Source organism: Chryseobacterium sp. 2P (assembly GCF_059579425.1).
The window spans coordinates 40,330-63,714 of the sequence record NZ_CM184194.1 but is presented as its reverse complement, the minus strand read 5'-3'; the positions used below and the strand labels follow the sequence as shown (position 1 = coordinate 63,714).

Sequence of the window (23,385 nt, the reverse complement as noted above, 5' to 3'; positions counted from 1 at the left end):
GAAATGATTGCTACATCGTTACATTTTAGATTGTTACATTAATTAGTCTTTTGCCCAGTTCAGACGGTCTGCCTGATTGTATTGCCAAGGTGCAGCGTTGTTTTCTACATTCGTCATCATTAGATTCAGTTCTTGCGGTGCAGCAGACTGCTCCATAACAAGGAATCGTCTCATTTCAAAGATAATGGAAAGCGGATCCAGTAAAACCGGACAAGCTTCTGTACATGCGTTACAGGTTGTACAAGCCCATAATTCTTCTTTGGTGATGTAATCGTTCAACAGTTTTTTACCGTCGTCTACAAATTTTCCGTTCTTATCGATATTCTTTCCTACCTCTTCCAGACGGTCTCTTGTCTTCATTAAGATAGCTCTCGGAGACAATTTTTTGCCTGTAATATTTGCCGGACAAACCGCAGTACAACGACCGCATTCCGTGCAGGAATAGGCATTTAGAAGCTGCACCTGATTAAGATCAAAAATATCCTCAGCTCCGAATTTTGAAGGTGTTTCCGCTTCTCCTTCTGCCGGAGCTGCGTAAGGATCTGCATTCGGATCCATCATCAGTTTAATTTCTTTCGTTACAGACTCAAGATTGTTGAATTTTCCTTTTTCATTCAGATTTGCATACCATGTACTCGGAAAAGCAAGGATGATGTGTAAATGTTTTGAATAATAAAGGTAGTTCATAAAGAATAAGATCCCTACAAAGTGGAACCACCACGCTGCACGTTCTACTCCGAATAAAAATCCGTCGCTGAAACTGAAAACCTCAAGAAACGGAACGAACGTCATCTCGCTGATCGGGAAAGAGCCAACCTTCACAAAATGACCGTAACCATTCGACTGCAGAATAAAATCTGAAGCATTCATCGTAAAGAAAGCCATCATTAAAGCAAATTCGATAATCAGAATCCAGTTTGCATCTTCTTTTGGCCATCCTAAAAGTTCTTTCATGGTTAATCTTTTCACCCCGTAAAAATTTCTACGGATAAAAAAGAGTACCACCCCGATTACCACTAAAAGAGCCAGTATCTCTAAAGTGGCGGTGAAGAAACCATAAACTGTGCTTCCTAAAATGGTTGATAAAAATCTGTGCGTTCCGAAGATTCCGTCCACCACAATCTCAATAAGCTCGATATTGATGATGATGAAACCTACATACACAAAAAGGTGTAAAATTCCGGCTACAGGACGTTTTGTCATCTTACTCTGACCCATCGCAACATTTGCCATCGTTGCCCATCTCTCTCCTCTTCTGTCGCTGCGATTGATCTCACGTCCTAATCTGATGTTTCTATATATCTTTTGCAGACTTTTTACAAAAAGTCCAAAACCTGCAATTAATAAAATCAGAAAAATAATATTAGGGATATAATGCATGGTTTAAAAAAATTAGTCTTTATTATTTTTTCCGAAAACGGAGAAGTTAACATATTTTTTGGGATGTGCTTTCAGATCTTCAATTAAAGCATTCAGATTATTGGAAGCGGCATTCAGGTTATTGTAAAGCTGATCATCTTTCATAATTTTACCCAAACTTCCTTCACCTCTGTCGATTCCTGAAACTACATTATTTAACTGCCCGACTGTCGCGTCTAAATTAGCAATGGTAGCATTTAGTTTCTTAGTATCAATACTTTCTGCTAAATTCCCGTATTTATCTAAAGTTACTTTTCCGCTCTGCATGGTAAGACTTGCATCATCCAATACTTTCTGAAGTTTAGGATCATTGTGCCCTACTAATGAGTTTACGCTTCCTGCAGTAGTCTGTAAAGCGGCAACCGTTTTATTAAGATTCGCCAGTAGTAATTTAATCTCCTGTCTGTTTTGGGCATCAACAAGCTGGTTTGCGTTGGTCATCAAAGAATCTACTCTGTGTAATACAACCTGTAACTGATCTTTTACAGGACCTACCTGAGAAGACAGGCTTCCTAAAGTTCCCAATTTAAAAGCACCCCTTAAAGTATCACCGTCTTTTGCCGTCTGTCCTCCATACATGAGATTAATCCTCATCTCTTTTCCTCCCATTAAACTTGGTTCAAAAATCTCTAATGTTGAATTTTTTGAAAACTCAAAATTGTTATCTACTGTAATTTTTACAATAAAATCAATCTTGCCGTCTTTGGATGTATTAGGAATAATTTTATCTACCTGACCAACCTTTAACCCGTTAATGGAAACCGGCGAAGACTGAGCCAGACCTTCTACGTTATCATATCTTGCGTAAAATATATTGTCGGTAGTAAAAAGGCTTCTGCCCTTCATAAACTGAAAAAGCACCACAAAACCAACAATGGCTAATAGTGCGATCACACCAGCTTTTAATTCTTTACTGAACTTCACTTGCTAAATTTTTTCTAATGAGCAAATATACTACATTTAACTGAATGTTTTTCTTTATTGCTCTGCGTTACACACAAAAAAAGCGGCAAAAACTTTGCCGCTTTTTATCTATCTTAAAAATTATTTTTATTGTTGCTGAGAACCCAGCTTGTTCCAGATCTCGATTCTGTAGTCTTCGATATCTGCATTGTCCTGTAAGCTCTTTAACCAAGCCTGTCCGAACATTCCTCCATTTCTTTGGGTAACAGATTCTGTAAACTGTTTAAGATCTCCGGGCTGTTTGTTTGTGATCTCATTCTTTTTAATAAGAACGTAAACTCCTGTTCCCCCTTCAACCGGCTTAGAAAGCTGTCCTTTCTTCACTCCGAATGCTGCTCCTGCAACTTTAGGCTCCATAGAACCTGCTACAGAAGGATTTAACAGGTTAACCTGTGCAGACTGTTTTGTCGTTCCGAATTGTTTAGCAATCTGATCTAAATTTCCTGCTTTCCCGATTTTCTCTGAAATCTGTTTTGCAGCCAGTTTATTTTTAACTACAACTTCAATCTGATCTCTTACAGATTCCGGATCTGCAGTTCCTTTTTCCTGCTTACCGTTTAAGTAAACTACAATTTTATCTCCTGTTCCGTCTACTGTGAATAATTCAGTATCTCCTTTTTCTCTTTTCTTGTCGAAAGCCCATGCCAGAATTTCCGAATCTTTGTCTGTTCCCAATCCCTGAAGCTGACCGTCGAATCTCTTCGCCTGCTTAGGATTAGAGAACTGATAGTTTGCTTTCTTAGCAATATTCACGAAATCGTTGAAAGACTTCCCCTGAACCTGCTGAACAAATCTGCTCGCATTCTTATTTACTTCTGCTTCTGTAGCATCAGAAGGTTTAATCGCTTTTACAAGGTTTGCCACTTTGTAAGCCATAGCTCCCGGTTTTTTATCTTCAATATTGATGATGTGATAACCGAATTGCGTTTCTACAACACCTGTCGCACCTTTAGGATTTTCAGACAGATATTTTAAGAACTCAGGAACGAAAGGCGTTTCAGGAGTTGTCCATCCTAAACTACCGCCTTGAGCAGCAGAATTCGGATCGTTTGACAATTTAAGGAATTCTGTGAACTTCCCGGGATTAGCTTTTACAATCGCTCCGATAGAATCTGCTAATTTTTTAGCCTGTTCTTTAGATCTTGTAACGCCTTCTCCCGCAGGACTTCCTTTGAAAGCAATTAGAATATGTCTTGATAATGTAGAATCTGAAGTCTTTTTATCTAAAAGTTTAGAAACTACATAAAAGTTCTGCTCTTTGTAAGGACCAAAAGTCTGACCGATTGCTGCAGTTGGAAGCTGAGCCTGAATAGTCTGAGGCAATTGGTTAGGTTTAAGATATTGCGGATTGAAAGGCATATCAGAATTTGCCATAATGAACATAGAGTCATTCTTTGTATTCTGGAAGTTTTCAGAACCTCCGCTCGCATCGCTTCCTACAGAGAATAATTTATTTATTTCTTTCTGAGCGGCTGCATCATCTGCAGGGCTTGGCTTAGAAGGAAAATATACAATTCCTATGTTTCTGCTTTCTTCAGCCTTAAACATTACCGGATGCTGCTTAATATAATTAGCTAAATCTTCAGTCGTAACTTTGATGTTATTTTTTTGAAGATACGTTGCATAATCTACTTTCACGAAATCGATATCCGCTAACTGATCTCTTTCTCTCATCAGCTCTTCCGCTTCTTTTTTCCCTGTCGTGATCCCGGTAGAAACATTTGCAAATACCTGTCTCGCCATCAATCTGTACTCGATTGATTTTCTGGTTTTCAACCACTGGTTATAACTTTCCGGCGAAGCAGCCTTCATATCTTCGATTTGTTTCTTAAGCTCCTGTGTCTTAAAATTACCTTTTTCATCAAAAAACTGCTTCTGCTGTGCAAACATCTGATCGTACTGGATCTGGTTCCAGAAATAATCATCCGTCATTTCGAAGCCCATTTTCTCGAATTGCTGTTTGATCAGTTTCGACTGCACAAGCAATTGCCATGCCTGCTCTTCAAGACCATTTTTTGGTTGACCTTGCTGTTCAGCCTGTTGTTGCAGCACGAAAAGTTGATCGTTAAACTCTTCACGGGTAATTTTCTCACCATTCACTTTTCCTAAAACATCAGGATTTTTACCAAAAACCTTATCAATACTGTCGGGGTTTACAAGGAACGCCAAAAGCGCCAGTGCAATTACTCCCATCAAAAGCCAAGGTCTACTCCTAATTTGTCCTAAAATTGCCATTATATAAATTATAGTTTTTTATCAGTTTGCGAAAATACACATTTTTAAGAAATTACGGAAATACAAGACCTTTATTTTAATTTTTAAAATTTAATTTTTATGAAAAAGGAAATTTTGACCGTATTTTTTAGCAAAAAACAAATGGCATAAGTCTTGTGGAATTTAAGCACACATAATATGGGTTGCCTTTTTAAAACATATTATGAAATTTCACGTTAACGAATTAAAACGATAATGACAATTTGTCATTCGATTTACTATGACAGAATTTGAAGATATAAGTTTAGAAGAAATGATAAGCGACGGATTTGACATTGTAGCTCAGGAAATCAACATTGATGATCTTGCGGAAACAGAAAAAAATTCTGAGCAAAAGATATTCCCGATCCTTCCTGTAAGAAATATGGTGATGTTCCCGAATGTTGTAATCCCGATTACTGCCGGAAGAAAAGCATCTATTCAGTTATTGGAAGAAGCGCAGAAAAACGGCGATTTTATCGGAATCGTAAGCCAGAAAAATTCAGATCTTGAACAGCCTGCGGAAAAAGACTTGTTCCAGACCGGAACTTTGGCAAAGATCATCAAAATCATTAAACTTCCGGAAGGAAATATTACAGCTATTACCAAAGGTTTTCACCGTTTTAAAATAAAGAAAGTTGTTGAAAAACAGCCTTATTTTAAAGCAGAAATATCAAAATTAAAGGATTCTAAGCCTAAAAACAAGGAAGAATATGAAGCATTGCTGGAAAACGTAAAAGATCTTGCCCTTAAAATTATTGAGCTAGACCCAAACATTCCGAATGCTGCGAATTTTGCCATCAAAAACATCAATAATAATGATGATCTGTTGAATTTTATCTGCACAAATGCCAATTTCCCTTCTTCTGACAAACAAAAACTTCTGGAAGAAAAAAATCTGATGGAAAGAGCCAATAAGTGCTACGAAATGATGCATGAAGATTTCAGAAAGCTGGAACTGCGAAACCAGATTCATCAGAAAACATCAAAGGATCTTGATAAACAGCAGAGAGAATATTTCCTGAACCAGCAGATCAGAACGATTCAGGAAGAGCTGGGAGGCGGACCGGAAGGCGATGTGGAAGATTTGATTAACAAAGCAAAATCCAAACAGTGGAGCGATGAAGTAGAGGAACATTTCCAAAAGGAAATCAACAGGTTACAGCGTCAGAATCCGAATTCACCGGATTATAATGTTCAGAGAAATTATCTGGATTTTTTCACAGACCTTCCTTGGGAAACATACACCAAAGATGTTTTTGATATTGCCAAAGCGGAGAAAATTTTAGATAAAGCCCATTTCGGTTTAGAGGATATCAAGAAAAGAATTCTGGAGCACATGGCGGTTTTAAAGCTTAAAAACAACATGAAATCCCCTATTCTTTTGCTTGTAGGACCTCCGGGAGTTGGTAAAACTTCATTGGGAAAATCTATTGCGGATGCATTGGGAAGAAAATATGTAAGACTTTCTTTGGGTGGGCTTCATGATGAAAGTGAGATCCGTGGTCATAGAAAAACATATATTGGCGCGATGGCGGGAAGAATTCTTCAGTCTATCAAAAAATCCGGAACGTCCAATCCTGTTATTGTTTTGGATGAAATGGATAAAATCGGACAGGGGCTACATGGAGATCCAAGTTCGGCACTTTTAGAAGTTCTTGATCCTGAACAGAATAATTCATTCTATGATAATTTCTTAGAGATGGGTTATGATTTGTCTAAAGTGATGTTTATTGCAACGGCAAATTCATTATCAACTATTCAGACTCCATTGTTAGACAGAACGGAAATCATTCAGATTGCTGGCTATACTTTAGAGGAAAAGATTGAAATTGCAAAAAGACATTTAATTAAAAAGCAGCAGGAAGAAAACGGCTTGGATTCTAAATCGTTCAAGCTTGGCAATGCTGAATTAAAACATATTATTGAAGCGCATACTTCGGAAAGCGGGGTAAGATCTCTTGAAAAAAGAATTGCAGGAATTGCTCGCTGGGTAGCTTTGCAGACTGCTTTGGTGAAAGATTACGATCCTAAAATCTCCATTGAAAAAGTAGACGAAATTTTAGGCGTTCCGAGACCGAAAAGCTTATCTGAAATTACCGGAGTTCCGGGCGTTGTAACAGGTCTTGCATGGACAAGTGTAGGAGGAGATATTTTATTCATTGAAAGTATTTTAAGTAACGGAAAAGGTTCATTATCCATGACCGGAAACTTAGGAACTGTTATGAAAGAATCTGCAACCATTGCACTGGAATATATTAAAGCGAAACATGATGAACTTGGAATTTCTCAGGACGATATTGAAAAGAAAAACATCCACGTTCACGTTCCTGAAGGTGCAACACCAAAAGACGGACCTTCAGCAGGAATTGCCATGCTGACTTCAATGGTTTCTTCTTTTAAAAATAAAAAGGTAAAACCTCATCTTGCCATGACCGGAGAGATTACTTTAAGAGGAAAAGTTCTTCCGGTGGGTGGAATTAAAGAAAAACTTCTTGCTGCAACAAGAGCAGGAATTAAAGAGGTGATTCTTTGTGAAGCCAACAGAAAAGATGTGGAAGAAATCAAAAAAGATTACCTGAAAAATCTGAATGTACATTACGTTAACAGAATGGAAGAGGTAATCGAAATTGCACTGGAAAAATAATTCAGACTTATCATTTAAATAAAAAAACACGTCTCAGATTTGAGATGTGTTTTTTATTGTTTTTTTTACTAATGTAAACAGCCTTACTAAATGGCATACATTTTTCTAATGAGTTGAAAAAGATTTAAAGGTTAAAGCACTTAACTCGAACGGTTTTTATTATTTTTATAGAACAGATTTTCACACCATGAATTTACTTCGACTTCCTTTTCTTGTAAAACTTACGCTGGTCGTTATTTCCATCATCGGATTAGGCTACCTTATTTCATTGGGAAAAAGCATTTTAGCTCCGTTTTTTCTGGCATTTTTAATGGCTATGCTTTTTTTGCCTGTTGCCAATTTTCTGGAGAGAAGATTGAGATTTTCAAGATCAATGTCCACCATTGCTTCAGTTCTAATGATGATGCTTATCTTAACAGGTCTGATTTATTTTTTCGGATCACAGCTTTCCGACTTCAGTAAAGATATTCCGCATCTTAAACAGCAGTTTACCTCCGTAGCTGCAGATATCCAGCATTGGGTTTCCAGAACTTTTCATGTGAAAATAGATGAACAGCTGAACTATCTTGATCAGGGCTTAAATAAGCTTTTATCTTCCTCTGGAGTTATTCTGGGATTCACTTTTGGAGTATTTTCTTCAAGTTTAGGTTTCTTTGTATTTTTTATTCTGTTTTTCATCTTCATTTTAAATTACAGAAGAATTTTAAACAACTTTATTATCACGGTTTTTAGCGAGAAACACAAAACGAGTGTTCAGGAAGTGGTAGGCGAAGTGAGAGTTATGACCAAAAAATACATCATCGGACTTTGTCTTCAGATCCTGATTGTTTCTACTCTTACCTCCATTGTCCTTACAATTTTAGGCGTTAAATATGCGATTCTTCTGGGTGTTCTCACAGGTTTATTAAATGTAATTCCTTATCTCGGAATCTGCATAAGTTTACTGATCTCCTGCTTTATTGCTTTCGCAACTTCTACTCCTTCTACCTGTATTTATGTAGCGATAGGATATATTGCGGTTCATGTTGTGGACGGAAATATTGTTCTTCCGTTTGTGGTAGGCTCAAAAGTAAAGATCAACGCATTATTTTCTTTTATAGGAATTCTTATCGGAGAACATTTGTGGGGAATTGCTGGCATGTTTTTATGTATTCCGGCGATTGCTATTATTAAGATTATTTTTGAGAGAGTTCAGGGACTTCAGCCTTGGGGAAAATTGCTGGGTGAAGAAGAAAAACCCAATAAAAAGAAAAAGACATATAAAATTTCCAAAAATATCACATTAAAAGAAATGGATTAAAACAAAAGAAAGCCTTCGAATTTTGAAGGCTTTCTTTTTTATCGTTACAATGCGCAAAGCGGCTGTAATCCGTTTGGACAAACTTCCGTACAGTAGATATACTGTCCACTGTCCGGACAATATCCTACAGGGTCTCCAGGATTTCCGGGATCTCCTCCTCCACCTAAACAAGGATCGCCCGGCGGAATTTTACAAGGACATCCAACAGGTCCGATATCGCATTTTTCTGCGCCACCGCCTCCTTTAATTTCTTTTAAATCTGCACGATTTAGTTTTTTAAGATTTTTCAGCATAATATTTAGTTTTATTTGTATTGTGCAACAAATATATTAAATCAATTCATATAGTCCACTAAATATTTCTCAAAACAGAGAATTTATTTAAATTTTATTTTCTTTTTAATCAGCCAATTGTATTTTTATTTAACTTTAATAAAAAATGAAAACATGAAAATCGTAAAATTTATCCTGTCTCTTCTTTTCGGATTAATGTTTATCAATGCCGGATTAAATAAATTCTTCAATTATATGCCGATGGAAAAGCCTACTCCCGAACAAATGAAACTTTTTGCCGCATTTGGAGAAATCAGTTGGCTGATGCCGCTTACAGGAGTAGTCGAAGTTATAGGCGGTCTACTTTTTATTTTTCCTAAAACGAGAGCTTTAGGCGCCATTATTATTCTTCCCGTAATGATCGGAATTGTCTGCCATATCTTCACCTTAGACAAATCTCCCATGGGAATGTCAATTGCCGGAGTTCTTTTCCTTATCAATCTTTGGATGATTATCGACAATAAAGAAAAATATAAAACCTTAGTGAAATAAAAGATTGAAGGGTCACTTGTGAATTTTGCTTCACAAGTGAATTTTGCTTCACAAGTGAATTTTGAAATTAACAAGCAAAGTGAATTGACCATTGATCATTCACTTTTATCATCATAGAAATGCACTGAAACCTGTAATTGATCTTCCTACGATAAGGGAGTTGATTTCCTTTGTTCCTTCATAAGAATAAATAGCTTCCGCATCGGCTACAAATCTTGCGACATCATATTCCAGCAGAATTCCGTTTCCGCCCATCACTTCCCGTGCTCTGGAAACAATATCTCTGGTTCTCATGGTACAGAAAACTTTTGCCAGAGAAGCGTGTTCGTCTTTTAAAATTCCTGCATCCTGCATTTCAGAAAGCCTGAAAACCATGGTCTGCATTGCCGTAAGATTGGAAAGCATCTCTACCAAATGTCCCTGAATCATCTGGAAAGAAGCAATCGGTTTTCCGAACTGTTCTCTTTTTCTTGTGTAATCCAGTGCACTTTCGTACGCTCCTCTTGCGCATCCTGTTGCCATCCATGCAACTCCGGCTCTCGTCATTTGCAGTACTTTTGCGGTATCTCTAAAAGAATTGGCATTCTGCAGTCTGTTTTCTTCTGTTATCAAACAATCTTTCAGCGTAATCAAACCATTCTGAACAATTCTCAACGCCATTTTCCCTTTGATTTTCTCAACGGAATATCCGGGATTGTCTTTTTCTACAATAAATCCTTTCACTTCGCCGTCATCTAAATCTCTTGCCCAGATAATAATTAAATCCGCAAATGTTGCATTTCCGATCCATTTCTTCTGTCCGTTCAGGATCCAGCCTTCCGGCGTTTTTTTACAGGTAACCGTTAATCCTCCTGCAGCTCCGGAGCCAACTTCAGGTTCTGTTAATCCAAAAGCTCCGATTTTTTCAAATCTCTGCATCTGAGGAAGCCATTTCTGTTTTTGCTCTTCTGAACCGCAGATATAAATGGAACCCATCGACAAACCGGACTGCACTCCGAAAAAGGTAGCAATGGAAGCATCAATTCTAGCCATTTCCATCGCAATAACGCCCTCCATTAAAAAAGGCATTCCGGGACAGCCGTAACCCTCGTAAGTGACTCCGCAGATATTCAGTTTCTGAAATTTTGGGATTAATTCATGCGGAAATTCATCTCTCAGCCAATAATGATTAACAAGTGGTTTAACTTCTTTTTCCATGAATGCTCTCACTTTTAACTGAATTTCACGCTGTTCAGGGCTTAATGTGTGATATATATCGTAAAAATCGCCGTCAATTTCGGGAAGCTCCTTTTTCTTTTTGTGAGGATCGAGCATTTTCATCATTCCGTTAAGCTGTTTATCATCTAATTTGGAGAAATTTTCCATCAGCTTGGGAAGATTTACCTTTTGAGAAATTGAACTTAACTGATCAAAATCTATGGATCTGAATAATTCTATGGCGTTTCGGATTTTGGAAAAAGTATTTGACATAATAATTTGTTGTGTTTGATTTGTAAAAGAACAGCAAAAATTACTCCGAAAATAGGGTATCCAAATCGTTAATAATTTACAAAATACTGAATTTCAAATAATTAAAATGGAATTTTTCTTTACAGAATTTTTACGTTTCATTTTCAAATATTACAAATGATTCTGTCTGAACTTTGGAATAAGCAAAACATTAAAAATCTATATCTATGAAAACGAAGTACATCAGACTCACCATCGCAACAGCAATTTTATTAGGGTTTTATTCATGTAAAAAAGGAGAAGTTTCTTCTTCAGAACTGGAAAAATATGCAACCGCAGATTCCGCAGCAGCAATAACTTCAGACAGCGTTTCTTCTGTTGCAACGATGAAGGTAGAAGACAAACAGTTCATTAAAACAGCAGATGTAAATATGGAAGTGAAAGATGTGTACGAAGCAACAATTTCAATCGAAAAATCGGTTCAGGAATTGGGTGGATTTGTAACACACAGCGACCTAAAAAGCAACGTGGTTTCTGAAGAAACTTACAACACATCAGACGAACAGGCAATGCTGATAAAAAAATACCAGTCCGAAAATGCCATGCAGGTAAGAGTTCCCACAGAAAAACTGGGCGAACTGCTGACTTTAATTAACAATAAAAAACTGTTCCTGAATGCAAGATCGATTCATGCGGAAGATGTAACGGCAAATATTAAATATTCTGCTCTGGAAGCTCAGCGAAACAAAAAAACAACCGACAATATTGCTCAGATGAAAGTAAATAAAGACAAAGTAACCATGAGCGATGAAAATATGAAGGAAGGAAACAGCCAGCAACTGGAAAGCATGAATATGACCGATATGCTGAAATACAGCACTGTTGACATTTACATTAAAGAACCCAAAATACGAATAGCAGAAATCGCTGTTACCAATACACAAAGCATAGACGACAAGTACAAATTTGATTTTCTGTACAGTGCAAAATCAGCTTTTGTGGAAGGATATTATCTGATCCAGAAAATTGTAGTAGGACTCATCACAGTCTGGCCAATTGTATTAATCGGAATTGCCGCTGTTTATTTTGTAAGAAAAAGAAAACCTGCAAAAAAACAGCCTAGTACAGAAATTTAGCGATCCTAACTTCGGTTATCTATATATATTTTAAATTTTACAATAAACCTTCGGTAAATCCGGAGGTTTTTATGTTTAAAACTTTCTTTTCAGGATATCAGGTTTTGTTTTATGGAGATATAAAATCAATTCTCCAAACAATGTATTTGCCCACGCAAACCATGATCTTGTAAAATCTTTCGGATTATCTACATCAAAAGATTCGTGGATAAATCCGGTTCCGGCATGTGTGGCTTTCAGCATTTTAAGGCAGGATACAATTTCTTCGTTATCATCCGTTGTCAAAGCCTTCATAATCAAACCTAAAGGCCAGATTTTATGCTCTCCGATGTGCGGTCCGCCAATTCCTTTGACAAATTTACCTTCACTGAACCAAGGATTTGCTTTACTTAAAGAAAATTTTCGGGTATTTTTATAGATCTCGTCTTCTTTGGATCTGTAACCCAAATACGGAATGGATAATAAATTCGGGACATTGGCATCATCCATAAAAAGAGCATTTCCAAAACCGTCGATTTCCAAGGCGTAAATTTTTCCGGCAGTCGGATGATTTAAAACTGCATATTTCTGAATGGCTTCATCCACTTCTTCAGCTAAATTTTTAAACTGAGCGGCGGTATTTTCATCTTTAAAAATTTCAGAAAAAATTTCCGCAGTTTCCCTCAAAGAAACGACCGCAAACATATTAGAAGAAATTAAAAACGGATAAAAAGTCGCATCATCCGAAGGTCTGAACATTGAATGAATCAGCCCCACTTTCTTTGTAGGATTTCCATAGCCTCCTGCAAATTGTGTATCCAAAGGATTTCCATTGGATCTTTGAAATTTGTACCGACCTTTTGAATCTTTTCGCTGCTGTTCTTTAAAAGTCTGTAAAATTAAAAGCATCGCTTTTTTCCAGTCGGAATCAAAAATGGAAGAATCTCCTGTTATTTTCCAGTAATTGTAAGATAATCTCATGACATAGCAAAGTGAATCGATCTCCCATTTTCTTTCATGAATTCCGGGTCTCATTTGCGTTGAATCGTCTTTCCATTCGCTTATTTTGTCTGAATTATCGAAAAACGCGTTCGCATAAGGATCAAGAAGAACGCATTCAACCTGCTTATTAATGACGCCTTTAAGAAGATTTTTCAGTTTTTCATCTTCATTGGCAAGACTTAAATACGGATAAACCTGCGCCGAAGAATCACGAAGCCACATCGCATCAATATCTCCCGTGATAACATAGGTATAAGGTTTATTATTTTTCCGGTAAAATTTTACGGTTGTATCAAGTGTATTTGGGAAACAGTTTTCAAACATCCACGCCAATTCTTCATCTGCAATTGACTTTTTGATGGCTTTAATGGTTTTTTCAACAGCTACTGAAGTAAATTTTCTCTCGCTCATTGGAGGTCTTTTGGAAATATATTCGTCTGAAAATATAAATCGTACAGAATTGGGAATCGCAAAGAAACCAATTCCTGCTCCTGATTTTTTTATGAATTCTCTTCTGTTAACCATAGTCTGATGAAAATTTTATTAAAAGTAGTGATTTTACGATTTGAATAAAGTGTTAAACTAATTTTTATCGAAGAAACATTATGAAATCTCAATAAATCTGATAAGATTCCGTTAAGAAGAAAATAATAACCGCTCATGTTAAAAAAAATTAATTTTTCTGTATTTGTTTTACTTTCAACAACAGTCTTTTCCCAAACTCAAATTAAAGTTTTAGATGCCGAAAATAAAACCAATGTTCCTTACGCTAAAATTATTTTAAAAGGAAAAGATTATTATAAAAATACAGAACAAAATGGAGATGTAACCTTGGAAAAAGATGAAGAAATTGATCACATTGAATCGTTTGGGTATGAAAACTATTATATTTCCCAAAAAGATAATATTTATTTTCTCAAACCAAAATTCAAAGATATAGAAGGAGTAGAAATTTCCAAACCTAAGTTTACGCAAAGCTATATTATCGGAAGCCTTAAAGAAGATAATTTTGGGTTTATGTCCGGACTAAGAACGTGGGAAGTTCTTAATTTTTTTGCCAATAAAGATAAAACAGAAAAAAAATTTATCAAAAAGATTAAAATACTTACAGATGTAAAAAAAACAAAACAGGATGCGGTTTTCAATCTGGTTATGTATGAAAATGTGGAAGGCCATACAGGAACTGAAAAACTTAAAAATATTGTTGTAACCTGCAAAAAAGGAAAAAACATTACAGAGATAGATTTTTCTAAGAATCCTGTTACATTTCCAAAAGAAGGTTTATTCATTGGTGTTGAATGGATTATGAATGAACAAAATCATTATCAGGATAAAATAACTGTTATTCATTCTGACGGAACAAAAGAAAGGAACAAAATTGTTGACCGCGTAAATCCATGGTTCTTTGGTTATAGCTCTTCATCAGGAAATACTTTTGGGAGGACTTCGGATAACATTCAGTCTTCCAATAATCAACATTATAAATTTGCTAATGCTCATAATCTGTCAATGGAAATTGAAATTACAAATTAAGCTCATATACTTGATTTTTAATCATCCATTAATACGATTGAACTAAAATTCCGTAAATTTGCAAATCAATAATTTTGCACGAGGATTTGGTATTCAATAATCCTGAATCCGAAGTCACAAAACCTTAATTTCTAAAGATATGCTATCAAAAATAAATCCTACTCAAACCAATAGCTGGAAAGCGCTTGACGAACAATTTGCCAACAATGATTTCGATTTAAGAAGCCTTTTCCAATACAATCCGAACCGTTTTAATGAATTTTCAATCAAAAGACCTAATTTTTTGTTTGATTATTCTAAAAATTTAATTGATTCCAAAACAAAAAATCTACTTTTAAATCTTGCAGAAGAATGCGAGCTGAAAGATGCGATTTCTAAAATGTTTTCGGGAGATAAAATTAACGAAACGGAAGGAAGAGCTGTTCTTCATACTGCTTTGAGGGATTTTTCAGATAAAGAAATTCTGGTTGACGGCGAAAATATCAAGCCTCAGATCAAAAGAGTTCTGGATCATATGAAATCTTTTTCCGAAAGCATTATTTCGGGAGATCACAAAGGTTTTACCGGAAAAGAAATTACAGATGTGGTGAACATCGGAATCGGAGGTTCAGACTTGGGACCTGTGATGGTAGTTTCAGCTCTGAAGCATTTTAAAACAAGGTTAAACGTTCATTTTGTTTCCAATGTAGACGGAAATCATCTGGCGGAAACTGTGAAAACTTTAAACCCTGAAACCACTTTATTTATCATTGCTTCCAAAACGTTTACGACACAGGAAACAATGACGAATGCCAATTCTGCGAAAGACTGGTTCTTAAAAGCCGGAAAACAGGAAGATGTAGCAAAACACTTTGTCGCTTTATCTACTAACGTTCAGGCAGTTAAAGACTTCGGAATTGCAGAGGAAAATATTTTCGAATTCTGGGATTGGGTTGGCGGAAGATACTCGCTTTGGAGTGCGATTGGCTTAAGTATCGTTCTTGCAGTGGGTTATGAAAATTTTGAACAATTATTAAGAGGAGCTTACGATACAGACCAACATTTCCAGACGGCAGATTTTGGAGAAAACATTCCTGTGTTAATGGGACTGATCGGAATCTGGTACAGAAATTTCTATGCAGCAACTACTCATGCGATTCTTCCGTATTCTCAGTATTTAGACCGTTTTCCGGCATATTTTCAGCAGGGTGATATGGAAAGTAACGGAAAATGTGTGGACAGAAACGGGGAATTTGTAGAATATGAAACCGGACCGATTATCTGGGGAGAGCCGGGAACAAACGGACAGCACGCTTTCTATCAGTTGATTCACCAGGGAACAGAATTGATTCCGGCAGATTTTATTGCGTATGCAAAAAGCCCGAATAAAGTTTCTGACCATCAGGATAAATTATTGGCGAACTTTTTCGCTCAGACTGAAGCTCTTGCATTTGGGAAAACGGAAGAAGAAGTAGAAGCAGAATTAAAAGCTTCAGGAAAATCTGAAGAAGAAATTGAATTCTTATTAAATTATAAAGTCTTCCACGGAAATACACCCACTAACTCAATATTATTCAACCAATTAACTCCTTTTTCATTAGGACAGTTAATTGCGTTATATGAGCATAAAATTTTCGTTCAGGGGGTAATCTGGAATATTTTCAGTTTCGACCAGTTCGGTGTAGAATTAGGAAAAGTTTTAGCGAATAAAATTTTACCGGAACTTGAAAATAATGAGACGGTTAATTCTCACGATTCTTCAACCAACGGATTGATTAATTATTATAAAGCAAACAAATAAAATTATTGCTGATTTTCATTAATTTTGATTAAAAATACAAAGATATGAGTACTATTACCATTCATCTTAAAAATAAAGAAGAAGAAACTTTAATGGAAAATCTTTTGAAAAAGATGAAAATCAGCTTTGAAAAAAATGAGGATGATTTTGAGCTGACGGATGAAATGAAAAGGGTAATTGATGAAGCTTTAAAACAAGACAGATCAAAAGCAATAGATGGCAAAGAATCTTTAAAAAGAATCAGAGCTAAATATGGACTTTAATTATAAATTCTTGCCCACTGCCGAAAAAGACATTGAAGAAGCAACAAAGTATTATGCTGACATTTCGGTCAAAGTTTTAAAAAACTTCAATAAACAATTAGATCTGGCAATTGATAGAATAATTACAAATCCGTATTTTCAGAAAAGACACAGAAATGTAAGAGCTTTCACTGTAAAGAAATTTCCTTACATTATTTTCTATGAAATTAGTGAAGATGAAAAAATGATTTATATCCTCTCCGTTTTCTGCACCCACCAGAATCCGGAAAAATATCCATAAAAAAAATCTAATAAAAAGTAATAAAGTAAAAATGGCACAAATTCTTGACGGATTAAAAGTATCCAAAGAAATAAAACAGGAAATTAAGGCTGAAGTAGAAAAAATTCTTGCCAACAAGAGAAGGGCTCCGCACTTGGTAGCGATTCTTGTAGGAAACAACGGGGCGAGTAAGGCTTACGTAAATGCAAAGGTGAAAGATTGTGAAGAGGTTGGATTTCAGTCAAGCTTAATTAAATTTCCAAGCACCGTTTCTGAATCTGAATTATTGGAAAAAATCGACGAATTAAACAAATCTAAAGCAGTGGACGGATTTATCGTTCAGTTGCCTTTGCCAAAACAGATTGATCAGGAAAAAATTATTAACGCAATCGATCCGAGAAAAGATGTTGACGGTTTCCATCCTGAAAATTTCGGGAAAATGGCTTTGGAAATGGATACTTTTTTACCTGCAACACCGTTTGGAATTTTGACCTTATTGGAAAGATACAATATTGAAACAAAAGGTAAAGACTGTGTTATCATCGGAAGAAGTAAAATTGTAGGAAGACCTATGAGTATTTTAATGGGAAGAAAAGATTTCCCGGGAAATTCTACGGTAACTTTAACGCACTCTTATACAAAAGACATCGAAGAATATACTAAAAAAGCAGACATCGTAATTACCGCTTTAGGCGATCCTCATTTCTTAAAAGGTGAAATGATTAAAGACGGAGCTGTAATTGTGGACGTTGGTATTACAAGAGTAGACGACGATTCTCCGAAAGGATACTATTTGGCGGGTGATGTAGATTTCGACAGCTGTGCTGCGAAAGCAAGCTGGATCACGCCGGTTCCGGGAGGAGTAGGACCTATGACGAGAGCGATGCTGATGAAAAACACCATCATTGCTTATAAAACTTCGGTCTATAACGACTAATTTAAAATGAATTTAACAGAAGAAATATTATTAAAAGAAGGTAAAATGCTCCCTGTAATGGAGCATTTTTACACTCTTCAGGGAGAAGGAGCGCATACCGGAAAAGCAGCCTATTTCATCAGATTAGGTGGTTGCGATGTCGGTTGCCATTGGTGTGATGTAAAAGAAAGCTGGGATCCGAATCTCCATCCTTTAATGAATGCGGAAAACATTGCAGAAACCGCAGCTAAACATTGTAAAACAATCGTTTTAACAGGAGGAGAACCTCTGATGTGGAATCTTGATATTTTAACCGGAAAGTTAAAAGAATTAGGCTGTTCCATCCATATCGAAACTTCGGGAGCTTATCCGATGAGCGGACAAATCGACTGGATTACCTTTTCTCCAAAGAAAACCGGACTTCCGAAGGAAGAAATTTATACCAAAGCACATGAGCTGAAAGTCATTGTTTTCAACAATAATGATTTTAAATTCGCTCAGGAACAGGCTGCAAAGGTATCGGAAAACTGCACATTGTATCTTCAGAGCGAATGGAGCAAAAGGGATGAAATGTATCCTAAAATTACAGACTTTATTTTGGAAAATCCGGAGTGGAGAGCATCAGTTCAGACCCATAAGTATCTGAATATCCCATAAAAAATATGTAACTTAGCCTTTCGTATCCGTAATTGCCTATAGATGCAGAGAATTCGATACTCCAGATACCTGAAATCGATCATCGTTTTGCTTGACCTTATGGTTATTGCATCTATTTTTATATTCTTTTTTCTGAGCAGAAATGAAAGTTTAAAATACAATCAGGAAACATGGTATCAGAATTTATTTTCTCTGGCATTGTTATTTCTGTTCTGGATGCTTCTCAGCGGCAGGACAAAGATTTATAATATCCCGAGAAATCTTACCTATACTTTATTTTTAGAAAGACTTTTAATCCATTTTTTACTTTTCATTCTGGGAGTTTTTCTTATCGGAAAGGTGAGTTACAATGTATTTTTTAATTCGGATATTTACTGGCTTTCGTTTTATCTGTTTTTCTTTATTTTCCTTGCGAAATCTTTGATTTATTTTGGAATTAAATACTTCAGAAGTCTCGGAATCAATCACAGAAATGTTATGTTCCTGAGTGAAAACAGCTCTACGGAAGTTTTAAAGAATATTTTAAAGGATAGGCGAGATTACGGTTATAAAATTTTCGACTATCAAAATGCAGAAATAAATGCTGAGGAACTGATTGATTTCTGGAAGACAAACGGAATTCATACTTTATTTATTCCGACTGAAAACAGATATGATGAAAAGCAGGAAAGGGAAATTTTTAAATTGGCTGAAGCCAACAAAGTGCATATTTCTCTGATTCCGAGTATTATTCAGAATAATTTTTTTCTGTATGATATTGGCTATATTCAGACACAGCCGATTCTCAATCAGGCAAAATATCCTCTCGATTACTACTCCAATTTTTTACTGAAAAGAACCTTTGATGTTATTTTTTCGGTAATAATTTTGGTGGGAGTCTGTTCGTGGCTTTTTCCGATTATCGCCATTTTAATACGGTCTTCATCGAAAGGTCCCGTCTTTTTTATTCAGGAAAGATATGGTTTTCATGAAGAAGTTTTTAAATGTATTAAATTCAGAACCATGGTTGTGAATGATGAATCTTCCACGAAAACCACTTCAGAGAATGATTCAAGGATTACAACGATCGGGAAATTTTTAAGAAAAACAAGTCTGGATGAAATGCCACAGTTTATAAATGTTCTGAAAGGTGAAATGTCGATTGTAGGACCGCGGCCGCATATGTTGGCTGTAGACGATTATTACAAACCTAAAATCGGAAGATACAGTTTAAGAAGCCTTGTAAGTCCCGGAATTACCGGTCTTGCTCAGGTAAACGGACTTCGCGGAGATGCCGGAGATGTGGAAGTGGAAATGAACAAAAGGGTTTTAGCAGATGCCTTCTATGTAAGAAACTGGAGTTTTGTGCTGGATCTTGTGATTATTTTAAAAACAGTTTTGCTGGTTCTTACAGGAGATAAAAATGCAAAATAATGTTTTTGGTCTACATTGTGATATACTAAAATTTAATGTTGAAAGTGAGGCTTCGTTCGGGTCTCAACTTCAATCTAATTCAATAAAAAAAGTCTAATTTAGCAGAATGTTAAAAAAGTTTTTTACAGCTGTAGGAGAATACATCCTTCTTCTTGGTAAATCTATTCAGAAGCCTCAGAAAATGAGGGTTTTCTGGAAGCTGTTTATGAGAGAAATAAACGATTTGGGAGTCAACTCTTTTGGGTTGGTGATCTTCACTTCAATATTTGTGGGAGCAGTTGTTGCGATCCAGATGTTCAATAACTTCGATGCTTCATCTTTCCCGATTCCTCCTTCTTTCGTAGGATATGCCACGAAAGCGGTTTTGGTTCTGGAATTTTCCCCGACTATTATCAGCCTGATATTAGCCGGAAAAGTAGGCTCTTACATTGCTTCCAGTATCGGAACAATGAGAGTTTCCGAACAGATTGATGCTTTGGATATTATGGGAGTAAATTCTCCCAACTTTCTGATTTTCCCTAAAATTATTGCCTGTGTAATTTTTAATCCTTTATTAATTGCCATTAGTATTGTTTTTGGTATTGCAGGAGGATATATTGCAGGAATTTTAACGGGAAACTGGACGACAAACGATTATGTTGTGGGTATCCAAATGTATATGCCTAATCTGTTTATTTATTATGCATTTACCAAAACTATTGTTTTTGCCTTTATCATTGCAACAGTTCCTTCTTATTTCGGATATAATGTGAAAGGAGGATCGCTGGAAGTTGGTAGAGCAAGTACACAGGCTGTAGTCTGGACAATGGTATTTATTATCCTTTCGGAATTGTTATTAACCCAATTAATTTTAAGCTGATGATTGAGGTAAAAGATCTTAAAAAGAGTTTTGATGAAGTTGAAGTACTTAAAGGAATTTCAACCACTTTTGATAAAGGAAAAGTAAACTTAATCATCGGACAGAGTGGCTCCGGTAAAACGGTTTTCCTTAAAAGTTTATTGAATGTTTATCAGCCAACATCGGGAGAAATTCTTTTCGACGGAAAAGATATTAACGTAATGACGCGTGAGGAAAAACAACATCTTCGTTCAGAAATCGGAACCGTATTTCAGGGAAGTGCCCTATTTGATTCTTTAACGGTGGAAGAAAATATTATGTTTCCGCTGGATATGTTTACAAATTTAACATTCAGAGAAAAGAAAAAAAGGGTGTTTGATGTTATCGGAAGAGTGCATTTGGATAAAGCCAACCGAAAATTTCCATCTGAAATTTCCGGAGGAATGCAGAAGCGTGTGGCGATTGCAAGAGCTATTGTAAATAATCCGAAATATCTTTTCTGTGACGAGCCCAATTCGGGCCTTGATCCTTATACGTCTAATGTAATTGATGATCTTCTGCTCGAAATTACCAAAGAATATAACACGACAACGATTATCAATACCCACGATATGAATTCTGTAATGACAATTGGCGAGAAAATTGTTTATCTGAGGCTTGGTATCAAAGAATGGGAAGGAAATAAGGATGTTCTGATTACGGCAGGCAATAAAAATCTCATTGATTTCGTTTATTCATCAGAGTTATTTAAAGAACTGAGAGAATATCTGCTTGAGAATAATAAAACGATTGATAACACAATTACAAAAATAGAAGATAATGAAAAAGGCATTTAGTATAGCGTTAATAGGTTTTTCTATGTTGGCTTCCGCGCAGATTTCTCTTGCAGGAAAAGCAAATTTGATTTTTCCTACAGGTTCTCCTTCGTGGAAAAATATTAAAGGAACCGTAAATCAGGCAATTGAAGGAGAAGGCAAAAATAATGTAGGTTTCAATATTGGTCTTTCTTTAAAGGCAAATCTTCCTGCCTCGTTCTTTCTAATGCCGGAATTGTATTACACTACTTTTAAAAGTGATTTTACAGATCCTGCATCAAATACCACTTTCGATATTAAAAATAACCGTCTGGACTTACCCGTATTAATCGGGCATAAAGTTTTAGGTGATTTTCTGGGAGTGTATGCAGGTCCGGTAGCGAGCTATAATTTGAGTAAAGAAAATACTTATAACGATTTTCAGGAAAACGCAAAAGACAATTTTACAGTAGGTTACCAGTTTGGAGCTCAGCTGGAAATTAAAAAATTTCTTGTGAATGCAAGATATGAAGGCGCTTTCAGTAAAGATTCCAGAAATTTTATCAACAAAGTTTCCGGACAGGAAATCCGATATGATAACAGACCGAATTTATTTATGGTAGGTGTCGGATATAAATTTTAACTGACGAAAATAATAACTTAATAAAAAATCCTCAGATCATTAGATTTGAGGATTTTGATTTTCACGACTGCGAAGTTCTGCTTCTCGTCTTGCAATTTCTGCCGCCTGTTTTTCCAGATCTTCTTTATCTTTTTGCAATTGCTTAAATTCTTTTCTTTTCTGCTCAGCTTTTATCGCACTTCCTTTACTTACATAGCCTACCATTCCTCCGATAATCAAACCAATTCCGATTCCCCCCAGAATTCCCATGATATGAGACATCTGAAGATCATTTATTGTAAAATTGTTAGATGTTAAATAAAACAGCAGTATAGACAAAGCTAACAGCACAAGTCCGATAATGGTTAAATTTTTCATAGTGTTGTGTTTAAGTGGTTTAAATTAAAAAGCCCTATCAAATTTATTAAAATTCAACAAGGCTTTACTCAAGATTAAAATTTTGTATAATTTACATTTTACCTCCTGCAGCCCTGTAATATTCCAAAGCTTTAGGCAGGTTTTTATTAATATCTGAAATTCTTGTCTCAGGATTAGGGTGAGTAGAAAGGAATTCCGGTTGTCTGGCTCCGGTAGATGCAGCTTCCATCCTGTTCCAGAACGGGATTGCTTCTCTAGGATCGTAACCAGCCATTGCCATCAGATATAATCCCATCTGATCTGCCTCAGACTCCTGATTTCTTCCGTATTTTAATAAGGCTACCTGAGAACCGATAGGGTAAACCTGCTGAAAAACACTTGCCCACTGAGAATTTGAGATAGATCCTCCCAAAATCTGTCCGCCGTACTGTGCAATCATAGCCTGAGAAATTCTCTCATTTCCATGTCCTGCCAAAGCGTGAGAAACTTCATGTCCCATTACGACAGCCAGTCCGTTTTCATTCTTTGTAACCGGTAAAATCCCTGTATAAACGGCAACTTTTCCGCCCGGCATACACCATGCGTTCAGTTCGTTACTCTGAAGAAGATTAAATTCCCATTTGTAGTTCGCAAGATCTGCAGAACGCCCAATTTGCTGATAATATCTTTCGGCAGCAGACTTTATTCTGGAACCTACACTTACCACTCTTTTTGCATCTGCAGTTCCGGAAATCACTTTGGATTTTCCTAGTGTTGTTTTGTATTCCTGAGCAGACATGGTCATAATTTCCGAGTTATTTGCCAACTGCAGAGAAGATCTTCCCGTAATAGGGTTTGTAGTACAGGCAGCGACCGACAGAGCTACGGCTCCGATTCCAAAAATGTGTTTTATTTTCATAGTGCGAGTGTATAAGTTCAACCTTTACAATTTTTGTTCCAAAATAATTTTAAAGAATATAT

The 23,385-nt window shown here is 36.2% G+C and carries 22 protein-coding genes; 14 read left to right on the top strand and 8 right to left on the bottom strand.

Going from position 1 to position 23,385, the window contains the following annotated elements:
* Window positions 1-42 precede the first annotated feature (42 nt).
* The 3 genes from AC52CF_RS00280 to AC52CF_RS00270 all read right to left on the bottom strand — a co-directional run bounded on the left by AC52CF_RS00280 (window position 43) and on the right by AC52CF_RS00270 (window position 4,617).
* On the bottom strand, window positions 43-1,380 hold the full coding sequence (locus AC52CF_RS00280; RefSeq protein ID WP_214587586.1) for a 4Fe-4S dicluster domain-containing protein: 1,338 nt from the start codon (window positions 1,378-1,380) through the stop codon (window positions 43-45).
* 12 nt (window positions 1,381-1,392) lie between these two features.
* Entirely contained in the window at window positions 1,393-2,343 is a 951-nt protein-coding gene (locus AC52CF_RS00275) for an MlaD family protein (protein ID WP_214587587.1), read from the bottom strand.
* Window positions 2,344-2,469: 126 nt separating this feature from the next.
* Window positions 2,470-4,617 carry a peptidylprolyl isomerase gene (locus tag AC52CF_RS00270; protein WP_336690218.1) on the bottom strand — a complete coding sequence of 716 codons (2,148 nt, stop codon included), beginning with the start codon at window positions 4,615-4,617 and terminating at the stop codon, window positions 2,470-2,472.
* Window positions 4,618-4,876: 259 nt separating this feature from the next.
* Between AC52CF_RS00270 and lon the strand changes: the two genes are divergently transcribed.
* Together lon and AC52CF_RS00260 are read left to right on the top strand one after the other, a co-directional pair.
* Window positions 4,877-7,282, top strand: coding sequence for an endopeptidase La (gene lon / locus AC52CF_RS00265; protein ID WP_496517705.1), 2,406 nt, complete (start codon window positions 4,877-4,879; stop codon window positions 7,280-7,282).
* Window positions 7,283-7,469: 187 nt separating this feature from the next.
* Window positions 7,470-8,582 (top strand): AI-2E family transporter, encoded by a 1,113-nt coding sequence (locus tag AC52CF_RS00260; RefSeq protein ID WP_235131989.1) that lies wholly within the window; start codon window positions 7,470-7,472, stop codon window positions 8,580-8,582.
* A 44-nt stretch (window positions 8,583-8,626) separates the two neighbouring features.
* Here the strand turns inward: AC52CF_RS00260 and AC52CF_RS00255 are convergent, their stop codons facing one another.
* Entirely contained in the window at window positions 8,627-8,875 is a 249-nt protein-coding gene (locus AC52CF_RS00255; protein WP_496517704.1) for a bacteriocin-like protein, read from the bottom strand.
* Between the two features lie 153 nt (window positions 8,876-9,028).
* On the opposite strand from AC52CF_RS00255, the gene AC52CF_RS00250 reads away from it, so the two are divergent.
* Complete coding sequence (locus AC52CF_RS00250) at window positions 9,029-9,406, top strand: DoxX family protein (protein WP_076393792.1); 378 nt, start codon at window positions 9,029-9,031, stop codon at window positions 9,404-9,406.
* A 111-nt stretch (window positions 9,407-9,517) separates the two neighbouring features.
* On the opposite strand, the gene AC52CF_RS00245 is transcribed toward AC52CF_RS00250, so the two are convergent.
* On the bottom strand, window positions 9,518-10,876 hold the full coding sequence (locus AC52CF_RS00245) for an acyl-CoA dehydrogenase family protein (protein WP_375180718.1): 1,359 nt from the start codon (window positions 10,874-10,876) through the stop codon (window positions 9,518-9,520).
* A gap of 206 nt (window positions 10,877-11,082) precedes the next feature.
* On the opposite strand from AC52CF_RS00245, the gene AC52CF_RS00240 reads away from it, so the two are divergent.
* Window positions 11,083-11,991 carry a DUF4349 domain-containing protein gene (locus AC52CF_RS00240; RefSeq protein ID WP_214587594.1) on the top strand — a complete coding sequence of 303 codons (909 nt, stop codon included), beginning with the start codon at window positions 11,083-11,085 and terminating at the stop codon, window positions 11,989-11,991.
* Window positions 11,992-12,066: 75 nt separating this feature from the next.
* Here the strand turns inward: AC52CF_RS00240 and AC52CF_RS00235 are convergent, their stop codons facing one another.
* Entirely contained in the window at window positions 12,067-13,497 is a 1,431-nt protein-coding gene (locus tag AC52CF_RS00235; protein WP_496517703.1) for a glycoside hydrolase family 125 protein, read from the bottom strand.
* Window positions 13,498-13,632: 135 nt separating this feature from the next.
* On the opposite strand from AC52CF_RS00235, the gene AC52CF_RS00230 reads away from it, so the two are divergent.
* The 10 genes from AC52CF_RS00230 to AC52CF_RS00185 all read left to right on the top strand — a co-directional run bounded on the left by AC52CF_RS00230 (window position 13,633) and on the right by AC52CF_RS00185 (window position 22,068).
* On the top strand, window positions 13,633-14,505 hold the full coding sequence (locus AC52CF_RS00230; RefSeq protein ID WP_214587596.1) for a hypothetical protein: 873 nt from the start codon (window positions 13,633-13,635) through the stop codon (window positions 14,503-14,505).
* A gap of 139 nt (window positions 14,506-14,644) precedes the next feature.
* Window positions 14,645-16,285, top strand: coding sequence for a glucose-6-phosphate isomerase (gene pgi / locus AC52CF_RS00225; protein WP_336731705.1), 1,641 nt, complete (start codon window positions 14,645-14,647; stop codon window positions 16,283-16,285).
* A 44-nt stretch (window positions 16,286-16,329) separates the two neighbouring features.
* Window positions 16,330-16,548 (top strand): hypothetical protein, encoded by a 219-nt coding sequence (locus AC52CF_RS00220; RefSeq protein ID WP_056010943.1) that lies wholly within the window; start codon window positions 16,330-16,332, stop codon window positions 16,546-16,548.
* Window positions 16,538-16,828, top strand: a complete 291-nt coding sequence (locus tag AC52CF_RS00215) for a type II toxin-antitoxin system RelE/ParE family toxin (protein ID WP_108410135.1) — start codon at window positions 16,538-16,540, stop codon at window positions 16,826-16,828. Before AC52CF_RS00220 ends, AC52CF_RS00215 begins: the two co-directional genes overlap by 11 nt.
* Window positions 16,829-16,859: 31 nt before the next feature.
* Window positions 16,860-17,744, top strand: a complete 885-nt coding sequence (locus AC52CF_RS00210) for a bifunctional 5,10-methylenetetrahydrofolate dehydrogenase/5,10-methenyltetrahydrofolate cyclohydrolase (RefSeq protein WP_087708212.1) — start codon at window positions 16,860-16,862, stop codon at window positions 17,742-17,744.
* Window positions 17,745-17,750: 6 nt separating this feature from the next.
* A complete protein-coding gene (locus AC52CF_RS00205) occupies window positions 17,751-18,380 on the top strand; it encodes a 7-carboxy-7-deazaguanine synthase QueE (RefSeq protein ID WP_496517702.1) in 630 nt (209 codons plus the stop codon).
* Between the two features lie 42 nt (window positions 18,381-18,422).
* Window positions 18,423-19,793: an exopolysaccharide biosynthesis polyprenyl glycosylphosphotransferase gene (locus AC52CF_RS00200; protein ID WP_214587601.1), complete on the top strand. Its 1,371-nt coding sequence runs from the start codon at window positions 18,423-18,425 to the stop codon at window positions 19,791-19,793.
* Window positions 19,794-19,899: 106 nt separating this feature from the next.
* A complete protein-coding gene (locus tag AC52CF_RS00195; protein WP_235131997.1) occupies window positions 19,900-20,652 on the top strand; it encodes an MlaE family ABC transporter permease in 753 nt (250 codons plus the stop codon).
* Complete coding sequence (locus AC52CF_RS00190; protein WP_214587603.1) at window positions 20,652-21,467, top strand: ABC transporter ATP-binding protein; 816 nt, start codon at window positions 20,652-20,654, stop codon at window positions 21,465-21,467. Before AC52CF_RS00195 ends, AC52CF_RS00190 begins: the two co-directional genes overlap by 1 nt.
* Entirely contained in the window at window positions 21,451-22,068 is a 618-nt protein-coding gene (locus AC52CF_RS00185; protein WP_214587604.1) for an outer membrane beta-barrel protein, read from the top strand. Before AC52CF_RS00190 ends, AC52CF_RS00185 begins: the two co-directional genes overlap by 17 nt.
* 39 nt (window positions 22,069-22,107) lie before the next feature.
* Here the strand turns inward: AC52CF_RS00185 and AC52CF_RS00180 are convergent, their stop codons facing one another.
* On the bottom strand, window positions 22,108-22,425 hold the full coding sequence (locus AC52CF_RS00180) for a hypothetical protein (RefSeq protein ID WP_214587605.1): 318 nt from the start codon (window positions 22,423-22,425) through the stop codon (window positions 22,108-22,110).
* Between the two features lie 91 nt (window positions 22,426-22,516).
* Window positions 22,517-23,323: a M48 family metallopeptidase gene (locus AC52CF_RS00175; protein WP_214587606.1), complete on the bottom strand. Its 807-nt coding sequence runs from the start codon at window positions 23,321-23,323 to the stop codon at window positions 22,517-22,519.
* Between the last annotated feature and the right edge of the window lie 62 nt (window positions 23,324-23,385).

Excerpts from the sequence above, each read along its gene's own strand:
- AC52CF_RS00175 (WP_214587606.1), bottom strand. The coding sequence starts at position 23,323 with ATGAAAATAAAACACATTTTTGGAATCGGAGCCGTAGCTCTGTCGGTC.
- AC52CF_RS00245 (WP_375180718.1), bottom strand. The coding sequence starts at position 10,876 with ATGTCAAATACTTTTTCCAAAATCCGAAACGCCATAGAATTATTCAGA.
- AC52CF_RS00240 (WP_214587594.1), top strand. The coding sequence starts at position 11,083 with ATGAAAACGAAGTACATCAGACTCACCATCGCAACAGCAATTTTATTA.
- AC52CF_RS00180 (WP_214587605.1), bottom strand. The coding sequence starts at position 22,425 with ATGAAAAATTTAACCATTATCGGACTTGTGCTGTTAGCTTTGTCTATA.
- AC52CF_RS00215 (WP_108410135.1), top strand. The coding sequence starts at position 16,538 with ATGGACTTTAATTATAAATTCTTGCCCACTGCCGAAAAAGACATTGAA.
- lon (WP_496517705.1), top strand. The coding sequence starts at position 4,877 with ATGACAGAATTTGAAGATATAAGTTTAGAAGAAATGATAAGCGACGGA.
- AC52CF_RS00260 (WP_235131989.1), top strand. The coding sequence starts at position 7,470 with ATGAATTTACTTCGACTTCCTTTTCTTGTAAAACTTACGCTGGTCGTT.
- AC52CF_RS00220 (WP_056010943.1), top strand. The coding sequence starts at position 16,330 with ATGAGTACTATTACCATTCATCTTAAAAATAAAGAAGAAGAAACTTTA.
- AC52CF_RS00185 (WP_214587604.1), top strand. The coding sequence starts at position 21,451 with ATGAAAAAGGCATTTAGTATAGCGTTAATAGGTTTTTCTATGTTGGCT.
- AC52CF_RS00230 (WP_214587596.1), top strand. The coding sequence starts at position 13,633 with ATGTTAAAAAAAATTAATTTTTCTGTATTTGTTTTACTTTCAACAACA.
- AC52CF_RS00235 (WP_496517703.1), bottom strand. The coding sequence starts at position 13,497 with ATGGTTAACAGAAGAGAATTCATAAAAAAATCAGGAGCAGGAATTGGT.
- AC52CF_RS00280 (WP_214587586.1), bottom strand. The coding sequence starts at position 1,380 with ATGCATTATATCCCTAATATTATTTTTCTGATTTTATTAATTGCAGGT.
- AC52CF_RS00210 (WP_087708212.1), top strand. The coding sequence starts at position 16,860 with ATGGCACAAATTCTTGACGGATTAAAAGTATCCAAAGAAATAAAACAG.
- AC52CF_RS00200 (WP_214587601.1), top strand. The coding sequence starts at position 18,423 with ATGCAGAGAATTCGATACTCCAGATACCTGAAATCGATCATCGTTTTG.
- AC52CF_RS00250 (WP_076393792.1), top strand. The coding sequence starts at position 9,029 with ATGAAAATCGTAAAATTTATCCTGTCTCTTCTTTTCGGATTAATGTTT.
- AC52CF_RS00190 (WP_214587603.1), top strand. The coding sequence starts at position 20,652 with ATGATTGAGGTAAAAGATCTTAAAAAGAGTTTTGATGAAGTTGAAGTA.
- pgi (WP_336731705.1), top strand. The coding sequence starts at position 14,645 with ATGCTATCAAAAATAAATCCTACTCAAACCAATAGCTGGAAAGCGCTT.
- AC52CF_RS00205 (WP_496517702.1), top strand. The coding sequence starts at position 17,751 with ATGAATTTAACAGAAGAAATATTATTAAAAGAAGGTAAAATGCTCCCT.
- AC52CF_RS00255 (WP_496517704.1), bottom strand. The coding sequence starts at position 8,875 with ATGCTGAAAAATCTTAAAAAACTAAATCGTGCAGATTTAAAAGAAATT.
- AC52CF_RS00195 (WP_235131997.1), top strand. The coding sequence starts at position 19,900 with ATGTTAAAAAAGTTTTTTACAGCTGTAGGAGAATACATCCTTCTTCTT.
- AC52CF_RS00270 (WP_336690218.1), bottom strand. The coding sequence starts at position 4,617 with ATGGCAATTTTAGGACAAATTAGGAGTAGACCTTGGCTTTTGATGGGA.